Raw genomic sequence first — 15,903 nt, forward strand, 5'->3', positions numbered from 1 at the left:
GCATTTTGGAGTAACTGGATTCAGTCGCACGCGAACTTCTTCGATTCATACGCAAATTTTATAATCCCTAACTTTCAATACACATCTCCTGATACGACAAATCGGACCCAGAATGATTTTCTCTGGGTCCGATCTGTTTCCTTAATTTACTGAATATCGCCGTGGATGAGCGCCGGTGCGTCGGCTTTTTCGGGACCGACAATGATATGCTCACGGAGCATGCCAATCGCGGTGTCGGTGCCTTTGCCGTTTGTGTGGATCTCGGCAAGCGGCTCACCTTTCTCCACGGCGTCTCCTACCTTTTTCTTCAGGACGATGCCGACGCCAAGGTCGATCTGCTCATCCTTGGTCGCGCGTCCCGCTCCGAGGTGCATTGCGGCAAGGCCGATGTCATCCGCGCCGATGGACTGGACATATCCGTCCGCCTCGGCCTTGAACTCGATGACTTCCGATGCCGATGGAAGTTTCGCAGGATCGTCGACGATCTCCGGATTCCCGCCCTGTGCCTCGATAAACTTGCGGAACAGGGCAAGTGCCGAGCCGTCATTGATCACTTTTTGGATCATGCCTTCCGCTTCCCCGATGCTTCCGGCTTTTCCTCCGGCGACGACCATGCGGCTGCCGAGTTCGACGCAGAGACGGGTGAGGTCTTCGGGACCTTCTCCCCTGAGTGTCTCGATCGCTTCTTTCACCTCGAGTGCGTTTCCGATTGCGTAGCCGAGAGGCTGGCTCATGTCAGAGATGACGGCCATCGTCTTGCGCCCGACGGCATTGCCGATGCCGACCATGGCTTCGGCAAGACGCCGTGCATCCTCTTCCGTCTTCATAAAGGCGCCTTCGCCGGTTTTAACGTCCAGAACAATGGCATCTGCCCCAGCAGCGATTTTCTTGCTCATGATCGAACTTGCGATCAGCGGGATGCTGTCGACGGTTGCCGTCACATCACGCAAGGCGTATAGCTTCTTGTCCGCCGGGGTGAGGTTTCCGCTTTGGCCGATGACCGCGAGCTTCAGGTTGTTCACCTGATCGGCAAACTGCTTTTCCGTGAGTTCGATATGGAATCCGTCAATTGATTCCAATTTGTCGAGCGTCCCGCCTGTGTGGCCGAGGCCGCGTCCGCTCATCTTGGCGACCGGCACGCCGCAGGCCGCAACAATCGGCCCGAGGATGAGTGTGGTCGTATCCCCGACGCCACCTGTGGAATGCTTGTCAACGAGGGTACCCTCGATGCCGGACAGGTCGATGCGGTCACCCGAGTCCACCATGGCTTCTGTCAGCAATGCCTGCTCTTCTTCGGCCATTCCCTCGAAATAGATGGCCATCAGCAGCGCGCTTGCCTGGTAGTCCGGTACCGAATCATCCGTGATCCCGTTGATGAAGAACCGGATCTCCTCCTCCGACAATCTGCCGCCGTCCCGTTTTTTTGTGATGATGTCAACCATTCTCATGTCGTTCAACCCGCTTTCATTTCAAAAATGGAAGATAGCTTTCGCCGAACTCCGGCATTTTCACGCCAAAGTTGTCCGAAACGGTCGCACCGACGGAAGCGAAGGTTTTCTGGAGCGGCAGTTCGCCGCCCTGTGCAAATCTCGGAGAAGCCATGATGATCGGGACATACTCACGCGTATGATCGGTCCCTGGAGCCGTCGGGTCGTTTCCGTGGTCCGCCGTGATGATCAGGAGATCGTCCTCACGGAGGGCATTCATGATCTCGGGGAGGCGCGCATCAAACTCGGCGAGTGCGTTGCCATAGCCTTCCGGGTCACGGCGGTGGCCGAATAGTGCGTCAAAGTCAACTAGATTGGTGAACGACAGACCATTAAAATCACGGTTCATCACTTCAAGCAGCTTGTCGACACCATCCATGTTTGAAGAAGTGCGGACCGCATCGGTCACACCTTCACCGTTATAGATATCGGATATTTTCCCGACCGCGATCACGTCATAGCCGCCGTCCTGCAGCTCATTCATCACAGTGCGTCCGAACGGCTTCAGTGCATAGTCATGCCGGTTTTTCGTCCGGGTGAAGTTGCCGGGTTCCCCGATGAACGGGCGGGCGATGACCCGGCCGACCAGGTACTCGGGCTTGAGTGTGATTTCTCTTGCGGTCTCACAGATTTCGTAAAGTTCCTCGATCGGGATGACGCCTTCGTGCGCAGCAATCTGCAGCACCGGATCCGCCGATGTGTAGACGATCAGATCGCCGGATTCCATATGGAGCGGCCCGAGCTCATCGATGATGACGGTGCCGCTGGCGGGCTTGTTTCCGATCACACGGCGCCCCGTCCGCTCCTCCAGCTCACGGATCAGCCCATCAGGAAAACCTTCCGGATACACTTTGAACGGCTTGTCGATGTTCAGGCCCATGATTTCCCAGTGGCCGGTCATCGTGTCCTTGCCGACAGATGCTTCCTGCATGCGCCCGTAATATCCTGCAGGCTTGTCCGCCGTCTCAAGTCCTTTAAGCGGACGGATATTGGCCAGGCCGAGGCCTGCCATATTCGGCATGTCAAGCCCGCCTGTGGTCTCGGCGATATGACCGAGTGTATCTGCCCCTGTGTCACCGAATTCGGCAGCATCCGGTGCTTCGCCGATGCCGACCGAATCGAGGACAATCAGATGAATTCGATTAAATGGTTGCGCTGTCATTGTCGCAAAACCTCCTTGGCACTACGTATACCCATTACAAGAATACTGTACCACAAATCAGAGGTCTGACGTCACATTTTACCCGTGTCAGGCACGGGGATGAAACTTGCTGTAGACATCCTTCAGACGGGTCTTGCTGACATGGGTATAAATCTGTGTCGTCGAAATGTCCGCATGGCCGAGCATTTCCTGGATGGCGCGGAGGTCTGCCCCATTTTCCACAAGATGCGTCGCAAAGGAATGCCGCAGGGTATGCGGAGTGAGTTCTTTCGTGATGCCCGCTTTTTTCGCGTGCAGGTTCAACAGCTTCCAGACTCCCTGGCGTGTCAGGCGGCCGCCCCTCGCATTGACGAATAGTGCATCCTGCGCCCGGTCTCCCTTCAGCATCAATGGCCTCGCCTGCTCGATATAGGAGGTGACCGCGTCGATCGCATTCCTGCCGAGCGGTACAATCCGTTCCTTGCCGCCCTTGCCGAATACGCGGGCAAACCCCATTGACAGATGGACGTCACCGGTATTCATCCCGATGCACTCACTGACCCGCATGCCGGTACCGTAAAGCATTTCCAGCATCGCCCTGTCCCGTACGCCCGCGGGCTTCGAGCGGTCCGGTGCCCCGATCAGCGAATCGACCTCCCCGACGGACAGCACCCTCGGCAATTTCATCTCGAGCTTCGGAAGATCCAGCTGGATGGTCGGATCAGACGTCGTGACCCGCTCCCTCACGAGGAACTGATGGAAAGACCGGATGGAGGAGATGTGCCGGGAAATGGTCCTCGGCGATTTCCCGCCTTGTTCCAGAACCTCCAGGTAACCGAGGATATGGGGGCGGGTGACGCCGTCCAGGCTGCCCGGCTGCACCTCCTTTTCCAGATGGCGGACGTAGCCGAGCAGATCACTTTTATAGGACCCGATTGTATTTTCCGCCAGTTGCCTTTCGACTCTCAGAAAATGAAGATAGTCGTTCAGCGCATCTTCGGACTCTTTCATGTTCTCTCCCCTTTCCGGACTTATCCGTATGAAAAAAGGACAGCTTTCGCCATCCTGTCCGTTTCTGTTATTCGGATTCTTTTTCTTCATTTCCTTTACTGCAGCGGCTGCAGATTCCGTGGAATGTGAGCCTGTGATCCTTGATGCGGAAGTTCCAGCGGTCCTCGACAATCTGTTCGACGTCACCGAGCAGGTCCTCCTGGATCTCATCCACCGCGCCGCACTCGATGCAGACGAGGTGATGGTGGAAATGGGCGGCACCTTCCTGCCGCAGGTCAAAGCGGGATACCCCGTCTCCAAAATTGATTTTGTCGACGACTTTCAGTTCGGTCAGCAGCTCCAGTGTCCGATAGACAGTTGCAAGCCCGATTTCGGGCGACTTTTCCTTGACGAGCAGATAGACATCCTCTGCGCTGAGGTGGTCTTCCTCATGCTCCAGCAGTACAGAGACCGTGGCTTCGCGCTGGGGCGTCAGTTTGTATTTCGCATTGTGGAGCTGCTTTTTTATGCGTTCAATCCTGCTTTCCATGAGACGCCCCCCTCAAACTGTACTTATTATATCAACCAGGCCGGATGGTTACAAGAGTTCCAACATATTAACAACAATCATTACAATATGATAATCATTTTCAATTATCAAGGAAAATGAACAAACCGATTTCCACTGCAAGGATGGCGGCCGACAGGGCGGCGACCCTGATCACCGCTTCTTTCCGGTGCCTGCTAAAATATTTCTTGAGCATGAACGGGGGCGAGAGATTCATGCAGAACAATATGAACAGCAGCGTGAGGAGAAGCTGTGCCGGAAACCACCAGCCTGCATAAAAAGTGAGCGCATTTTCCTGGCTGATCAGGTAAGTCGAGGCAAAGCCGAAGAAGACAGCTCTCAGGCCTGCGACAAACATGACCGCATGCCGGAGAGCGGCGTGCGAAGCCAGGAACAGGGCCAGCGCATGGAATGCCAAGAAAGCCAGAAGGGCCCGGTAAGGCTTGGCCGGAGCCGCAAGGTCGAGGCGCGGATCAAGAAAGACGGTGACCGTTTCGGCCATGCCCGCTTCCGCAAAGCGGAACAGGACGGTCCCGCCCGTAAACCCGATAATCAGTAGTGTGAGCAGATAAAGAAAAGGGAGCGATCGCTGCATGGGCTGCACCTCCGGAGGATTTGTACAACCTATGCCTGTCCGCTCCCTGACATGTCTTTACCTTCTTCCCGAACGATCCGCCCAAAGAATGGAGAAAGCCGTTTTGGCGTCCCGGATTTTCCCCTCATCCAGCATCGAAACCGCTTCCTCCAAAGGGATTTCAAGCAATTCGACGAACTCATCTTCATCGCCCGCCGCCGGATTGTCGATTTTACAGAGTCCAGTTGCGGCAAACAGATGGATTGTCTCATCTGCAAATCCCGGCGAGGTTGCAAATGTTGTTACCGGCTCCAGGCGGCCGCAAGAGTAGCCGGTTTCCTCTTCCAGTTCCCTACGGGCTGTCACTTCAGGCGATTCACCGGGCTCGAGTTTGCCTGCCGGCACTTCAAGCAGGGTCATTCCGAGCGCCTTCCGGTATTGTTCGACCATCACAAGCTTTCCGTCATCGGTAATCGGAATCAGAGCCACTGCGCCCGGATGCCGGACGAGTTCCCTTTTCGCCGGCTTCCCGTCGGGCAGGATCACATCATCGATTTCAAGGCGGATGATTTTGCCGTCATAAATCGTCTCCGTATGTACTGTCCGTTCCTCAAACTTATCCATTGGACCATCCCTTTCTGTTGGTCGTCCTTGCGCATTCATTATACTATGGATTCGGGAGGGGATACGATGAAGACACGGAAACTCGGTAAAACCGGTCCGCATATATCGGAAATCGGACTCGGCTGCATGTCGCTTCCGGATGATGTCCGCCAGGCGGAGCGGATTGTGGCAGCGGCACTGGATGCCGGAATCAACTACTTCGACACTGCCGACCTGTATGGGAAAGGCAGAAATGAGGAATTGCTCGGCCAGGCGCTCGGAAACAGGCGTCAGGACATCATCCTGGCCACCAAGGCGGGAAACCGCTGGACGGATGGCCGGGACGGATGGGAATGGGACCCTTCTCCAGAGCATATCCGCAAGTCCGTCCATGATAGCCTCAAGCGTCTCGGCACCGACTATATTGATGTCTACCAGCTCCACGGCGGAACGGCGGATGATGACCTCGGTGCCGTTATCGGGGTGTTCGAAGACCTGAAGCGGGAAGGGCTGATCCGCCACTACGGCATTTCATCCATCCGCCCGAATGTCTTTTTGCCATTCCTAAAAAACAGCGAAGCAGTATCCAACATGATGCAGTTCAGCCTGCTTGACCGCAGGCCGGAGGAATGGTTGGGCGGCATCAGTGAGGCGGGGGCTTCTGTTGTCGCACGCGGAACGTTGGCAAAAGGGCTCCTGACAGCTGAAGGGGAAAAACGCACAGAAGCAATGAACGGATACCTATCGTACTCGTCAGGTAAGCTTCTCGAACTGATCAGGGAGTTCGGCAGGCTGCCGGGGACACTCCATTCGGCGGCTCTCGCCTTCATCCTCGAAAACAGCACGGTGGCATCCGCCATCACGGGGGCAAGCAGCGAAGAACAGCTGAACGAGACGCTCAGCGCGTATGACAGCATGCCTGACAGCGAAACCGTCCGGGCCTATGCCGCCCTGACAGCAAAAGAGCAATATGAAAAGCACCGGGATTGATGTCCCGGTGCTTTCCGTTTGGCCGAATGGCTTTTAATACTTGGAACCCTTCTCGCCGTATTTCTCGAGAAGCTCTCCGAACGACATGTTCTTTTCCCGTTCACGTCGTTCCTTGGCCTTCTGTGCAAGGCGTTTTTCCTCTTCTTCCTTTTCGGTCTGGAGAAGTGCCTGCTTTGCCTGTTTCAGCTTATCCAGTGTATCCCCGCCGAGCCCGTCGGCGAGTGTCGGGCGGCTGTCCTGTTTCTGGACGGCCGCTTTCCGCTGCTGCGGTTTCTTTTTGGCCACAGACTCACCTTCCTTCAGTCATTCAGGGACGGCGCACGACTGTCGCGACACCCTGGCCGCCGCCGATGCAGAGTGTGGCAAGACCCGTCTTGGCGTCACGTCGCTTCATCTCATGAAGCAATGTCACGAGAATCCGCGCACCGCTGGCTCCAATCGGGTGTCCGAGCGCAATCGCGCCGCCGTTTACATTCAGTTTATCATGGTCGAATTCAAGCTCGCGGTCGACGGCGATCGACTGGGCCGCGAATGCTTCGTTCGCTTCAACGAGGTCCATGTCCCCCAGTTCCAGTCCGGCTTTGTCCAGTGCATTTCTGACTGCCTGGACCGGACCTATGCCCATCACGGCCGGATCCACGCCTGCATTGCCATTGGCGGCAATGACCGCGAGCGGCTCTACGCCTAGCTCTTCCGCCTTTTCTTTGGACATCACCACAAACGCTGCCGCGCCGTCATTAATGCCGGAAGCATTTCCTGCAGTGACGCTCCCCTCTTTTTTGAATGCCGGGCGGAGCTTCGCCAGTTTCTCGGCAGTGGAGCCCGCTTTTACGTGTTCGTCCGTGTCAAAGACGATCGGGTCACCTTTGCGCTGCGGAATTTCGACTGCCACGATTTCTTCCTTGAAACGGCCTGCCTCGATGGCAGCTGCCGCCCGCTCCTGTGAACGTGCCGCAAACGCATCCTGCTCCTCACGGCTGATGCCGTAGCGGTCGCAGAGGTTCTCTGCAGTGATGCCCATATGATAATCGTTGAATGCGCACCAGAGTCCGTCCGAAATCATGCTGTCGACCAGTTTCTGGTCCCCCATCTTGAAGCCGTCACGTGCCCCTTTCAGGAGATGCGGAGCCTGGCTCATATTCTCCATGCCGCCGGCCACGATAATATCGGCATCCCCGGCCTTGATCGCCTGGGCAGCCAGATGGACCGCCTTTAGCCCGGAACCGCATACTTTGTTGATGGTCAACGACGGTACCGTCTCAGGAAGTCCCGCTTTGATGGATGCCTGGCGGGCGGGGTTCTGGCCGAGTCCTGCCTGGAGGACATTCCCCATGATGACTTCGTCCACCTGTTCCCCGGCAACGCCTGCACGGGAAAGCGCCTCCCGGATTGCGGTGCCTCCAAGTTCAGTTGCAGGGATATCTTTTAGCGACCCAAGGAATGTGCCGATTGCCGTACGGACCGCACTTGCGATTACCACTTCTTTTGTCATTTCCCCATCTCCCCTTTCCACTCATCTGCTTATTGCCTTGCCCCGCCCCGTCTGCATCCTTACAATGAAAACAAGGAGGGGGTTTGTCATGTTAAGTCTACCAAAAAAAGTTGAGATTATCGAGGTGGGGCCAAGGGATGGCCTGCAGAACGAAAAGAACCGGGTCCCGACGGAGGTGAAGCTCCGGTTCATCCGCGCCCTGCAGGATGCCGGGGTCAGTGAAATGGAGCTTACCTCATTCGTATCGCCGAAATGGGTGCCGCAGATGGGGGATGCGGCAGACATCATGGCCGGTGCAAAGCGGACGGGCAGACCATTCGTACTTGCGCCAAACGAGCGGGGAATCGCCGATGCGAGAGCCGCAGGGGCGGAAAATATCGCCGTGTTTGTCGGCGTAACGGATGCATTTAATAAGAAAAACATCAACAGGACAACCGAAGAAAGCATGAAGCAGCTGGCTCCGCAGATCCGGAAATTGAAGGAGGACGGACTTTTCGTACGCGCGTGCATCTCGACCGCATTCCACTGCCCGTTTGAAGGTCCGGTAGACACGGAACGCACGGTCAGCCTTTGCAGACGGTTCGCCGAACTTGGCGCAGATGAGCTGAGCGTGGCTGATACGATCGGGATGGCGACACCTGAAGAGAGCTACCGGCTGTTCAGCCGGCTGAAGGAAGAACTGCCGGACATCCTGCTGACGGCACACTTCCATGACACACGTAAAATGGCACTTGCCAATATATTTGCGGCACTCCAGGCCGGCGTCAGCCGGTTCGACACATCGGCCGGCGGACTCGGCGGCTGTCCGTTTGCACCGGGCGCTACCGGAAACGTAGCAACCGAGGACGTGGTCAATATGCTTGAGCGGATGGGTATCGAAACCGGTATTTCGGTTGACGGCATTTGCCGCGCGGTCGATGAAGTGGTTTCCCACGTTTCGCGCCCGATTGCCACGGGGATGTATACACTGTATAAGAACGGACAACGTATAGGATAAGAACTAATCAAACGGAAAGGAGGCCATGAAATGGGAAATCGCACGAAGCGTTGGCTGACGGCCACCGGCATCGTGACGGGTATCTCTGCTGCTGTCGGATCGGCCATCGGCCTCCTTGCAACAAACCGCCTGATGTACATGAAAAAGAAAGAGGACGATGTGATCCTGCAAAGGGAAATTTCCGCGAAGCGCTTTGATGAAGGCTGGTATAACGCCGTCAGCAAAACAGAACGCTGGGTCGACTCGCCCAACGGATACCGGCTCAAGGCCGTGCTTCTTGAGCCCCTGGTTACGAGCCATTACGTCGTCATCTCCCATGGCGTCACGGAAAACAAGATCAATTCGGTCAAGTATGCCCGGATGTTTGAGCGGCTCGGATTTAATTCCGTTATCTACGACCACCGCCGGCATGGGGATTCTGAAGGACGGACGACCAGCTTCGGCCATTATGAAAAAACGGATCTCGGCGCAGTCATCGATGAACTCCGGAACTATGCCGGCGAAAATGCCATCATCGGCGTGCATGGGGAATCCATGGGGGCTGCGACATCCCTACTGTATGCAGGAAGTGTCGGAGACGAGGCCGACTTTTACATAGCCGACTGCCCGTTCTCGGATTTCACCGAGCAGGTCCTCCATATCCTTAGACGTTCCACACCGCTCCGGACAGGTTTCGCCATCAGGCTGGCCAATATGTTCCTAAAGGTGAGGGACGGCTATACGCTCGACCTCGTCTCCCCGAGGCAATCGGTCGCCAACATCCGGAGGCCGGTTCTCTTCATCCACAGCCTGGAAGACGACTTTATACTGCCGGAGATGACCAAAGAGCTCTATGAGCTGAAGCCGGAGCCGAAATCGATCCGGCTGTTCGAGAAGGGCACCCATGCCCAGTCCTATAACGAAAACACCGAGGAATACGAACAGACGGTAAGGTCGTTCCTTGAAGAATACGGCTTGCTTCCCGGCGGTGCCGACAACCGGTCGGGAATCGCCTGATCAATGATTGATGGGACGGGTAACGGATTGTGTACATTCGCGAAAATTTAACGATCGTCCATCGGAGCATATCAAAAAGAGGCATCATGGAAAGTCAGTGCCACCTGACTATCCATGACGCCTCCTTTTGTGTATCCGCGGGAAACCAAAAATAAAACGCCCTTCCGCGGGGAAGGACGCTGTCTTATTTGTCGTTCATTTTGTTCATCTGTGCCAGCATCTGATTGATTTTCTTCTGGGAAGGTTTCATTCCCATCTGCATCATCAGCATACGCAGCATCTGTTCGTTGATCGGCGGGTTCTCTTTCAGGTAATTCATCATATATCTGCGTGCGATGAAAAAGCCGAGAGCCACCCCGGCGAGCAACGCGACGATGAGCAGAATGATCCACCAAACGGTCGCCATTGTGGTTCCTCCTTCGTGCCATCAGTTTCACGGAATGTGCACCAAGGAGAAGTATACAACATTCCGAAGTCAGATACTACTATTTCCGCATAATTGGCGGCTTGTCCCGACACCGTTTTCCCAGAATCTCACCGGCTTCAGCCAGCCGCATTCCCCGCTTCCCCCGCGGACCGCAAAGTAGCCCCCGCTGATTCCGGACAGTCCGGCAAACAGGTCCAGATCAAGCATCCTCGTGCCTTCGCACCGGGCAGTGATGCTGTATTCGCCGAACCCGATCCGGATCGTGCCCTTCACAGGGTGGTGGAGACGGAGCAGGCCCCCCTCCCGCCCCACTTCCGGAAACCGCCTGTCCATTCTGCGCTTCAGCTGGAACATCAGCCGATCGGGATCGACTTCATGACAGAGATACCGGACTTCCGGGCTTTCCTCCCCCTCCATAGCCAGCAGTTCTTCCAGCATCCGCTCCCGTCCCAGAATAAACGGCTGGTGGTCGTTTTTCACTTCGTATATGATGTATTCGCGCATGACTGCCACCCCTTTTTCAACATCATATCCCGTTATGTGAAAAAAAGATGTCAGAGTGCGGAGAAGAACCCCTCTAGTTTTGTCGAATTATCCGGAGGCGGGCGGGAGCCCGTCTCGATGGAAATGAAAAAGGAAGGCCCCCAAACGGGCACCTTCCTTTTCCTTGATCAGAGTTGTTTAAAGCGGGCTGCCACATTTTCAGCAGTGAAGCCGTATTCTTTCACGACTGTACCGCCCGGCGCGCTTGCACCGAATGTATCGATGGCGAGCACATCACCTTCGAAACCGGTGTACTTGTGCCAGCCGAGGGAAGCGCCCATCTCGATCGCGAGACGCTTGGTCACGGACTTCGGAAGGACTTCTTCTTTGTAGGCGGCATCCTGTTCCTCGAAGCGGTCCCATGACGGCATCGAGACAACACGGACACGGACGCCTTCCTCAAGAAGCTGCTTTTGTGCTTCGATTGCGAGGCTGACTTCCGAACCGGTTGCAAGAAGGATTCCGTCCGGGTTTCCTCCATCCGCCTCGGAGACGATATAGGCTCCCTTTTCGACGCCTTCCATCGCCCGTTCCGCGGAATGTTCGAGGATCCGCAGGTTCTGGCGGGAAAGCACAAGGACCGTCGGCTTGTTTTCCGAGGAAACTGCCAGCTTCCAGGCAGCGGCCGTCTCGTTTCCGTCCGCAGGGCGGATGACCGAGAGGCCCGGCATTGCGCGGAGGGAAGCCAGATGCTCGACCGGCTCGTGGGTTGGGCCGTCTTCACCGACAGCAATGCTGTCATGCGTAAACACATAGGTGACCGGTACACCCATCAGTGCCGACAGGCGAATTGCAGGACGCACATAATCACTGAAGACGAAGAACGTGCCGCCGAATACCCGGAGTCCCCCGTGCAGTGCCATCCCGTTGAGCGCGGCCCCCATCGCAAATTCACGGACGCCGAACCAGATGTTGCGGCCGCCATAGTTGTCCGGCAGGAAGTCACCCGCCCCCTTGATTGTCGTCTTGTTCGAACCTGCAAGGTCGGCACTTCCGCCGAACAGGGAAGGAACCGATTCCGCCAGGGCGTTGATCATATCGCCGGACGCACTGCGTGTCGCAACGGACTTTCCGGTTTCATAGGCCGGCAGGTTTTCTGCATAGCCTTCGGGAAGTTTGCCTTCAAGCGCAGCCTTCAGCCGGGCCGCTTCTTCGGGGTAAGCTTCCTCATATGCCGCAAAACGTTCGTTCCACTGTTTCTCGGCCTGCTCGCCGTTTTCTTCCGCTGCCTTGCGGAACGTATCGTACACTTCTTCCGGTACGTGGAAATCTTCCTCGAACGTCCAGTTGTAGTACTCCTTGACGAGTTTCATCTCATCTTCGCCCAGCGGAGCGCCGTGAACGTCCGCTTTGCCCGATTTGTTCGGCGAACCGTAGCCGATGATCGTCTTCACCTCGATGAGGGTCGGACCGCCCGCGTTCCCTTTTGCCTCTTCGATGGCACGGGATACGGCATCGATGTCATTTCCGTCATCAACACGGAGATAGTTCCAGCCGTAAGACTCAAAGCGTTTCCGGACGTCTTCCGAGAAGCTCATGTCGAGTTCCCCGTCCAGGGAGATGTCATTGCTGTCATACAGGACGATCAGCTTGTCCAGCTTCAGATGGCCGGCAAGGGAGATGGCCTCGGAGGCAACCCCTTCCATGAGGTCCCCGTCGCCGCACAGTGCATACGTGTAATGGTCGACAACCTCATGGCCGTCCTTGTTGTAAGTTGCAGCAAGATGGCGTTCTGCCATCGCCATGCCTACCGCCATACCGATTCCCTGGCCGAGCGGCCCGGTGGTCGCTTCCACGCCGTCCGTATGGCCGTATTCCGGGTGGCCCGGTGTCTTGGAACCCCACTGGCGGAAGTTCTTGATCTCGTCCATCGGCAGATCGTAGCCGCCAAGGTGGAGGAGGGAGTAAAGGAGCATCGACCCGTGCCCTGCGGAGAGGACAAAACGGTCCCTGTTGAACCACTGGGGGTTCGATGGATTATGCTTCATGTGTTTTGTCCAGAGGGTGTAAGCCATCGGAGCGGCGCCCATCGGGAGGCCCGGGTGGCCGGAGTTGGCTTTCTCGATCGCGTCGATGGACAGAGTCCGGATCGTGGTGATTGCAAGTGCATCGGCATGATTCGCCATCTTTCGACATCCTTTCACGAACAAATAGTTGAACCTTTTTAAGTGTAGACGAGCCCGGCATTCTTTACAACCGGATTCCGTCCGCCCCGTGGGCTCAGTTCGGGAATTTGTTGGATTTGAGCCTCTTTACCTTGTCCGGGGTGATGTCATTCCCCTCCGGATCGATGACTGTGACGTTTTCAATCGTCTTCTTCATATTCGAACGGAAGACATCCAGGTATTCCTTGCGGAGCGAGGTTTGCTCTTTCGCTTCTTCCATCGTCAGTCCGATTGTCTTCTTCTTTTTCGCCAATTCATTGATGCGGGCGAGCTTTTCGGGTGAAAGCATGAAATCTCCCCTTTCCATTTCTCCTAAAGATAAGAAAAAAAAGAGACGAGCGCAACTCATTCGCTCGTCTCCAGTGTTTCTGCATATTCCCTGTAACGGCGGTGCACCGTCGCTTTGCTGACGTCATGGCCGAGCCCCCTCAAAGTTGAGGCGATTTCCTCGAAAGTCAGTCCTTTCTGCCTGAGGCTGACTATCTCTGCGAGCGGGACATCGATCCGCTCGCGGCCTTCCGGGTTGCCCCGCTTTTTTAGGTTCCGTTCCGGCCGGTAACCCTTTTCCACTGCCCTGCGCATGCCCCGACGGATTTTCGCGTTGTGCATCTTCCTCTGATATTCCTCGACAATTGCAAGAATATCAAGAAGCATCGTGTCCATCTCGTTCAGGGCTGCGGGCCCCTTGTCCGTATATGTATAGGTTGCTGCTCCCGCCTTCTGCAGAAGATGGAGGACGGCGACGCGGGCATTTCCCCGCCCCAGACGGGTCTCATCCTGCACGAGGACAATGTCTGCGGCACCTTCACGGACATGGTCGATCAGGTCCAGCAGGCCGTCCCTCTCCATATCATATCCGCTGTGGCGGTCCGTGAATACGCCGGTCACCGACAGGCCCAGCTCACCGGCAAATGCGTGCAGTTCTTCCTCCTGCCGCCCGAGCGACATGTCCTGCGTCTCCTTTTCCGTACTTACCCGGCAGTAGATTGCGCATGTGCGTCCCGGCTTCACTCTCCCTCACCGGCCAGCTGGATATCATCCGAATAACTCACTTTTGCGGGAATGAGCAGCGTCTCCCCGGCAAGGATCGTTGCATCTTTCTTGCCGTTCAGCTTGAGCACTTCCTCTATCCATAGCTCGGCAGGAAGTGATGTGCCGGCTTCCTGATGGAGGGCGAACAGCGTATCGCCATGGTTCACCCGGATTTCGGCTGTCTGCACCGGCTGTTCTTCCTCCTGCCCGGGAAGCATCGCTACTGAAACAATGGCGATCAGGAATAGAAATACAATGTAAGAATAATTTCGGATAACGTTCACGTCGGGTCCCTCCTCAAATTAATTCGAATGTCTGTTCGCATATTATCTTCATCGTAATGCGAACAAATGTTTTTGTCAAGCCGTTTTCTCGAACCTATGTTTGCATTTCATTGAGACGGCTGATATACTTGTACCAATCAGATAACGTGAAAAGAAGAGGTGAATCCGTTTGAAGAAAATGTCGAAGAGGCAGGAAGCGATCCTGACATTCATCAAGGAAGAGGTCAGGACAAAAGGCTATCCGCCATCCGTCCGTGAAATCGGTGAAGCAGTTGGGCTCGCTTCCAGCTCGACGGTCCACGGCCACCTGGCTCGGCTGGAGAACAAAGGGCTCATCCGCCGCGACCCGACCAAGCCGCGCGCCATTGAGATCCTGGAGGCTGGCGACACGATTCCGAAAGCAAGTGTTGTCCAGGTGCCGGTCGTCGGCAAGGTCACTGCCGGTCAGCCGATCACGGCTGTCGAGAACATCGAAGAGTACTTCCCTCTTCCCGACCAGTACGGCAGCTCGGATGACCAGCTCTTCATGCTGGAGATCATGGGAGAATCCATGATCGAAGCCGGCATCCTGAACGGCGACTATGTCGTCGTCCGCCAGCAGAGCACCGCCAATAATGGTGAAATCGTTGTCGCGATGACAGAGGACGACGAAGCGACCGTGAAGCGCTTCTTTAAGGAAGCCGGACATTTCCGCCTCCAGCCGGAGAACGCCTCGATGGACCCGATCATTGTCGAACAGGTGTCCATCCTCGGAAAAGTCGTTGGTGTCTACCGCCACATCCAGTGAAATTCGCATACACACACAGCCGACAGCGTCTCATCGCTGCCGGCTGTTTTTGATTCCCGGAAAGAAGCTTTTCTTTTTGAACCCGCAGACCGTTCCGATATAGTGGAATCATCAGCGGGAAAGGAGAGATGGACGAATGAACGTACTGGTTATCGGAGCAAACGGCAAGATCGGGAAGCAGCTGGTGAAACTTCTGAGCGAGAGCGGGGAGCATACACCGACCGCCATGATCCGCGACGAAAAGCAGAAGCCCGACTTTGAAGAAATGGGGGCCAAAACTGCAGTCGCCGATCTGGAAGACCGGACAGAAGCACTTGCTGCGGCAATGGACGGAATGGATGCAGTTGTCTTCACGGCCGGCAGCGGCGGCCATACCGGCCCGGACAAGACCCTTCTCATCGACCTCGACGGTGCTGCGAAGGCAGTCGAGGCCGCCAGCCAAAAGGGCATCAGTCGATTCCTGATGGTCAGCGCAATCGGAGCGGATGACCGCGGTCGCTGGTCGGATCAGATCAGGCCCTACTTCGTGGCCAAGCACCATGCCGACAATATCCTACGTGAAAGCGGACTGGATTATACCATCGTCCGGCCGGGCCTGCTGCTGGATGAGGCGGGTACGGGCCGCATCTCAGCCGCAGAACACCTGGAGCCGGGCGGTGTGCCGCGGGAAGATGTTGCGCGTGTCCTGTTCGAATCACTGCGCACGGAAAACACCCGCAACCGTTCCTTTGATGTCGTATCCGGAGAGACCCCGGTAAGTGACGCACTGGAAAAGTTATAAATGAAAAGGGAGCGCAGCATCGTTTGCTGCGCTCCCTTCGCTATGC

Annotated in this window: 19 protein-coding genes; 5 read left to right on the top strand and 14 right to left on the bottom strand. The window is 56.0% G+C overall.

Annotated elements, in window-relative coordinates; translation table 11 throughout:
- Nucleotides 1-146 precede the first annotated feature (146 nt).
- From C772_RS02320 to C772_RS02345, 6 genes are all read right to left on the bottom strand, one after another.
- On the bottom strand, nt 147-1,448 hold the full coding sequence (locus tag C772_RS02320) for a pyrimidine-nucleoside phosphorylase (RefSeq protein ID WP_008297061.1): 1,302 nt from the start codon (nt 1,446-1,448) through the stop codon (nt 147-149).
- Between the two features lie 16 nt (nt 1,449-1,464).
- Nucleotides 1,465-2,649 carry a phosphopentomutase gene (gene deoB / locus C772_RS02325; RefSeq protein WP_008297062.1) on the bottom strand — a complete coding sequence of 395 codons (1,185 nt, stop codon included), beginning with the start codon at nt 2,647-2,649 and terminating at the stop codon, nt 1,465-1,467.
- An 87-nt stretch (nt 2,650-2,736) separates the two neighbouring features.
- Entirely contained in the window at nt 2,737-3,639 is a 903-nt protein-coding gene (gene xerD, locus C772_RS02330; protein ID WP_008297063.1) for a site-specific tyrosine recombinase XerD, read from the bottom strand.
- Nucleotides 3,640-3,706: 67 nt separating this feature from the next.
- Nucleotides 3,707-4,168, bottom strand: a complete 462-nt coding sequence (gene fur / locus C772_RS02335) for a ferric iron uptake transcriptional regulator (protein WP_008297064.1) — start codon at nt 4,166-4,168, stop codon at nt 3,707-3,709.
- A gap of 100 nt (nt 4,169-4,268) precedes the next feature.
- On the bottom strand, nt 4,269-4,781 hold the full coding sequence (locus C772_RS02340; RefSeq protein WP_008297065.1) for a hypothetical protein: 513 nt from the start codon (nt 4,779-4,781) through the stop codon (nt 4,269-4,271).
- A 57-nt stretch (nt 4,782-4,838) separates the two neighbouring features.
- On the bottom strand, nt 4,839-5,384 hold the full coding sequence (locus C772_RS02345) for an NUDIX hydrolase (RefSeq protein WP_008297066.1): 546 nt from the start codon (nt 5,382-5,384) through the stop codon (nt 4,839-4,841).
- A 66-nt stretch (nt 5,385-5,450) separates the two neighbouring features.
- Between C772_RS02345 and C772_RS02350 the strand changes: the two genes are divergently transcribed.
- On the top strand, nt 5,451-6,353 hold the full coding sequence (locus C772_RS02350) for an aldo/keto reductase (protein WP_008297067.1): 903 nt from the start codon (nt 5,451-5,453) through the stop codon (nt 6,351-6,353).
- A gap of 33 nt (nt 6,354-6,386) precedes the next feature.
- Here the strand turns inward: C772_RS02350 and C772_RS02355 are convergent, their stop codons facing one another.
- Both C772_RS02355 and C772_RS02360 read right to left on the bottom strand, forming a co-directional pair.
- Complete coding sequence (locus C772_RS02355; RefSeq protein ID WP_008297068.1) at nt 6,387-6,638, bottom strand: YqkE family protein; 252 nt, start codon at nt 6,636-6,638, stop codon at nt 6,387-6,389.
- A 22-nt stretch (nt 6,639-6,660) separates the two neighbouring features.
- Nucleotides 6,661-7,845 (bottom strand): acetyl-CoA C-acetyltransferase, encoded by a 1,185-nt coding sequence (locus C772_RS02360; RefSeq protein ID WP_008297069.1) that lies wholly within the window; start codon nt 7,843-7,845, stop codon nt 6,661-6,663.
- An 88-nt stretch (nt 7,846-7,933) separates the two neighbouring features.
- Between C772_RS02360 and C772_RS02365 the strand changes: the two genes are divergently transcribed.
- Both C772_RS02365 and C772_RS02370 read left to right on the top strand, forming a co-directional pair.
- A complete protein-coding gene (locus tag C772_RS02365; RefSeq protein ID WP_008297070.1) occupies nt 7,934-8,842 on the top strand; it encodes a hydroxymethylglutaryl-CoA lyase in 909 nt (302 codons plus the stop codon).
- Between the two features lie 30 nt (nt 8,843-8,872).
- Entirely contained in the window at nt 8,873-9,838 is a 966-nt protein-coding gene (locus tag C772_RS02370; RefSeq protein ID WP_008297071.1) for an alpha/beta hydrolase, read from the top strand.
- Nucleotides 9,839-10,022: 184 nt separating this feature from the next.
- Here the strand turns inward: C772_RS02370 and C772_RS02375 are convergent, their stop codons facing one another.
- The 6 genes from C772_RS02375 to C772_RS02400 all read right to left on the bottom strand — a co-directional run bounded on the left by C772_RS02375 (nt 10,023) and on the right by C772_RS02400 (nt 14,289).
- Nucleotides 10,023-10,244, bottom strand: coding sequence for a YneF family protein (locus tag C772_RS02375; protein WP_008297072.1), 222 nt, complete (start codon nt 10,242-10,244; stop codon nt 10,023-10,025).
- Nucleotides 10,245-10,313: 69 nt separating this feature from the next.
- Nucleotides 10,314-10,769, bottom strand: a complete 456-nt coding sequence (locus tag C772_RS02380; protein ID WP_008297073.1) for a hypothetical protein — start codon at nt 10,767-10,769, stop codon at nt 10,314-10,316.
- Nucleotides 10,770-10,936: 167 nt separating this feature from the next.
- Nucleotides 10,937-12,934, bottom strand: coding sequence for a transketolase (gene tkt, locus C772_RS02385; RefSeq protein ID WP_008297074.1), 1,998 nt, complete (start codon nt 12,932-12,934; stop codon nt 10,937-10,939).
- Between the two features lie 94 nt (nt 12,935-13,028).
- The gene (locus C772_RS02390; RefSeq protein WP_008297075.1) at nt 13,029-13,262 is read right to left on the bottom strand and encodes a DUF896 domain-containing protein; all 234 of its coding nucleotides are present in this window, start codon (nt 13,260-13,262) and stop codon (nt 13,029-13,031) included.
- 56 nt (nt 13,263-13,318) lie between these two features.
- A complete protein-coding gene (locus tag C772_RS02395) occupies nt 13,319-13,984 on the bottom strand; it encodes a YneB family resolvase-like protein (RefSeq protein WP_035001230.1) in 666 nt (221 codons plus the stop codon).
- Entirely contained in the window at nt 13,981-14,289 is a 309-nt protein-coding gene (locus C772_RS02400) for a cell division suppressor protein YneA (protein ID WP_008297077.1), read from the bottom strand. Before C772_RS02400 ends, C772_RS02395 begins: the two co-directional genes overlap by 4 nt.
- 169 nt (nt 14,290-14,458) lie before the next feature.
- Between C772_RS02400 and lexA the strand changes: the two genes are divergently transcribed.
- Both lexA and C772_RS02410 read left to right on the top strand, forming a co-directional pair.
- Nucleotides 14,459-15,076 (top strand): transcriptional repressor LexA, encoded by a 618-nt coding sequence (gene lexA / locus C772_RS02405; RefSeq protein WP_008297079.1) that lies wholly within the window; start codon nt 14,459-14,461, stop codon nt 15,074-15,076.
- A 136-nt stretch (nt 15,077-15,212) separates the two neighbouring features.
- Complete coding sequence (locus C772_RS02410; RefSeq protein WP_008297081.1) at nt 15,213-15,857, top strand: SDR family oxidoreductase; 645 nt, start codon at nt 15,213-15,215, stop codon at nt 15,855-15,857.
- Nucleotides 15,858-15,903: the final 46 nt, after the last annotated feature.

This window comes from Bhargavaea cecembensis DSE10 (assembly GCF_000348905.1).
Classification (GTDB): Bacteria; Bacillota; Bacilli; order Bacillales_A; family Planococcaceae; genus Bhargavaea; species Bhargavaea cecembensis.

Excerpts from the sequence above, each read along its gene's own strand:
- C772_RS02320 (WP_008297061.1), bottom strand. The coding sequence starts at position 1,448 with ATGAGAATGGTTGACATCATCACAAAAAAACGGGACGGCGGCAGATTG.
- deoB (WP_008297062.1), bottom strand. The coding sequence starts at position 2,649 with ATGACAGCGCAACCATTTAATCGAATTCATCTGATTGTCCTCGATTCG.
- xerD (WP_008297063.1), bottom strand. The coding sequence starts at position 3,639 with ATGAAAGAGTCCGAAGATGCGCTGAACGACTATCTTCATTTTCTGAGA.
- fur (WP_008297064.1), bottom strand. The coding sequence starts at position 4,168 with ATGGAAAGCAGGATTGAACGCATAAAAAAGCAGCTCCACAATGCGAAA.
- C772_RS02340 (WP_008297065.1), bottom strand. The coding sequence starts at position 4,781 with ATGCAGCGATCGCTCCCTTTTCTTTATCTGCTCACACTACTGATTATC.
- C772_RS02345 (WP_008297066.1), bottom strand. The coding sequence starts at position 5,384 with ATGGATAAGTTTGAGGAACGGACAGTACATACGGAGACGATTTATGAC.
- C772_RS02350 (WP_008297067.1), top strand. The coding sequence starts at position 5,451 with ATGAAGACACGGAAACTCGGTAAAACCGGTCCGCATATATCGGAAATC.
- C772_RS02360 (WP_008297069.1), bottom strand. The coding sequence starts at position 7,845 with ATGACAAAAGAAGTGGTAATCGCAAGTGCGGTCCGTACGGCAATCGGC.
- C772_RS02365 (WP_008297070.1), top strand. The coding sequence starts at position 7,934 with ATGTTAAGTCTACCAAAAAAAGTTGAGATTATCGAGGTGGGGCCAAGG.
- C772_RS02370 (WP_008297071.1), top strand. The coding sequence starts at position 8,873 with ATGGGAAATCGCACGAAGCGTTGGCTGACGGCCACCGGCATCGTGACG.
- C772_RS02375 (WP_008297072.1), bottom strand. The coding sequence starts at position 10,244 with ATGGCGACCGTTTGGTGGATCATTCTGCTCATCGTCGCGTTGCTCGCC.
- C772_RS02380 (WP_008297073.1), bottom strand. The coding sequence starts at position 10,769 with ATGCGCGAATACATCATATACGAAGTGAAAAACGACCACCAGCCGTTT.
- tkt (WP_008297074.1), bottom strand. The coding sequence starts at position 12,934 with ATGGCGAATCATGCCGATGCACTTGCAATCACCACGATCCGGACTCTG.
- C772_RS02390 (WP_008297075.1), bottom strand. The coding sequence starts at position 13,262 with ATGCTTTCACCCGAAAAGCTCGCCCGCATCAATGAATTGGCGAAAAAG.
- C772_RS02410 (WP_008297081.1), top strand. The coding sequence starts at position 15,213 with ATGAACGTACTGGTTATCGGAGCAAACGGCAAGATCGGGAAGCAGCTG.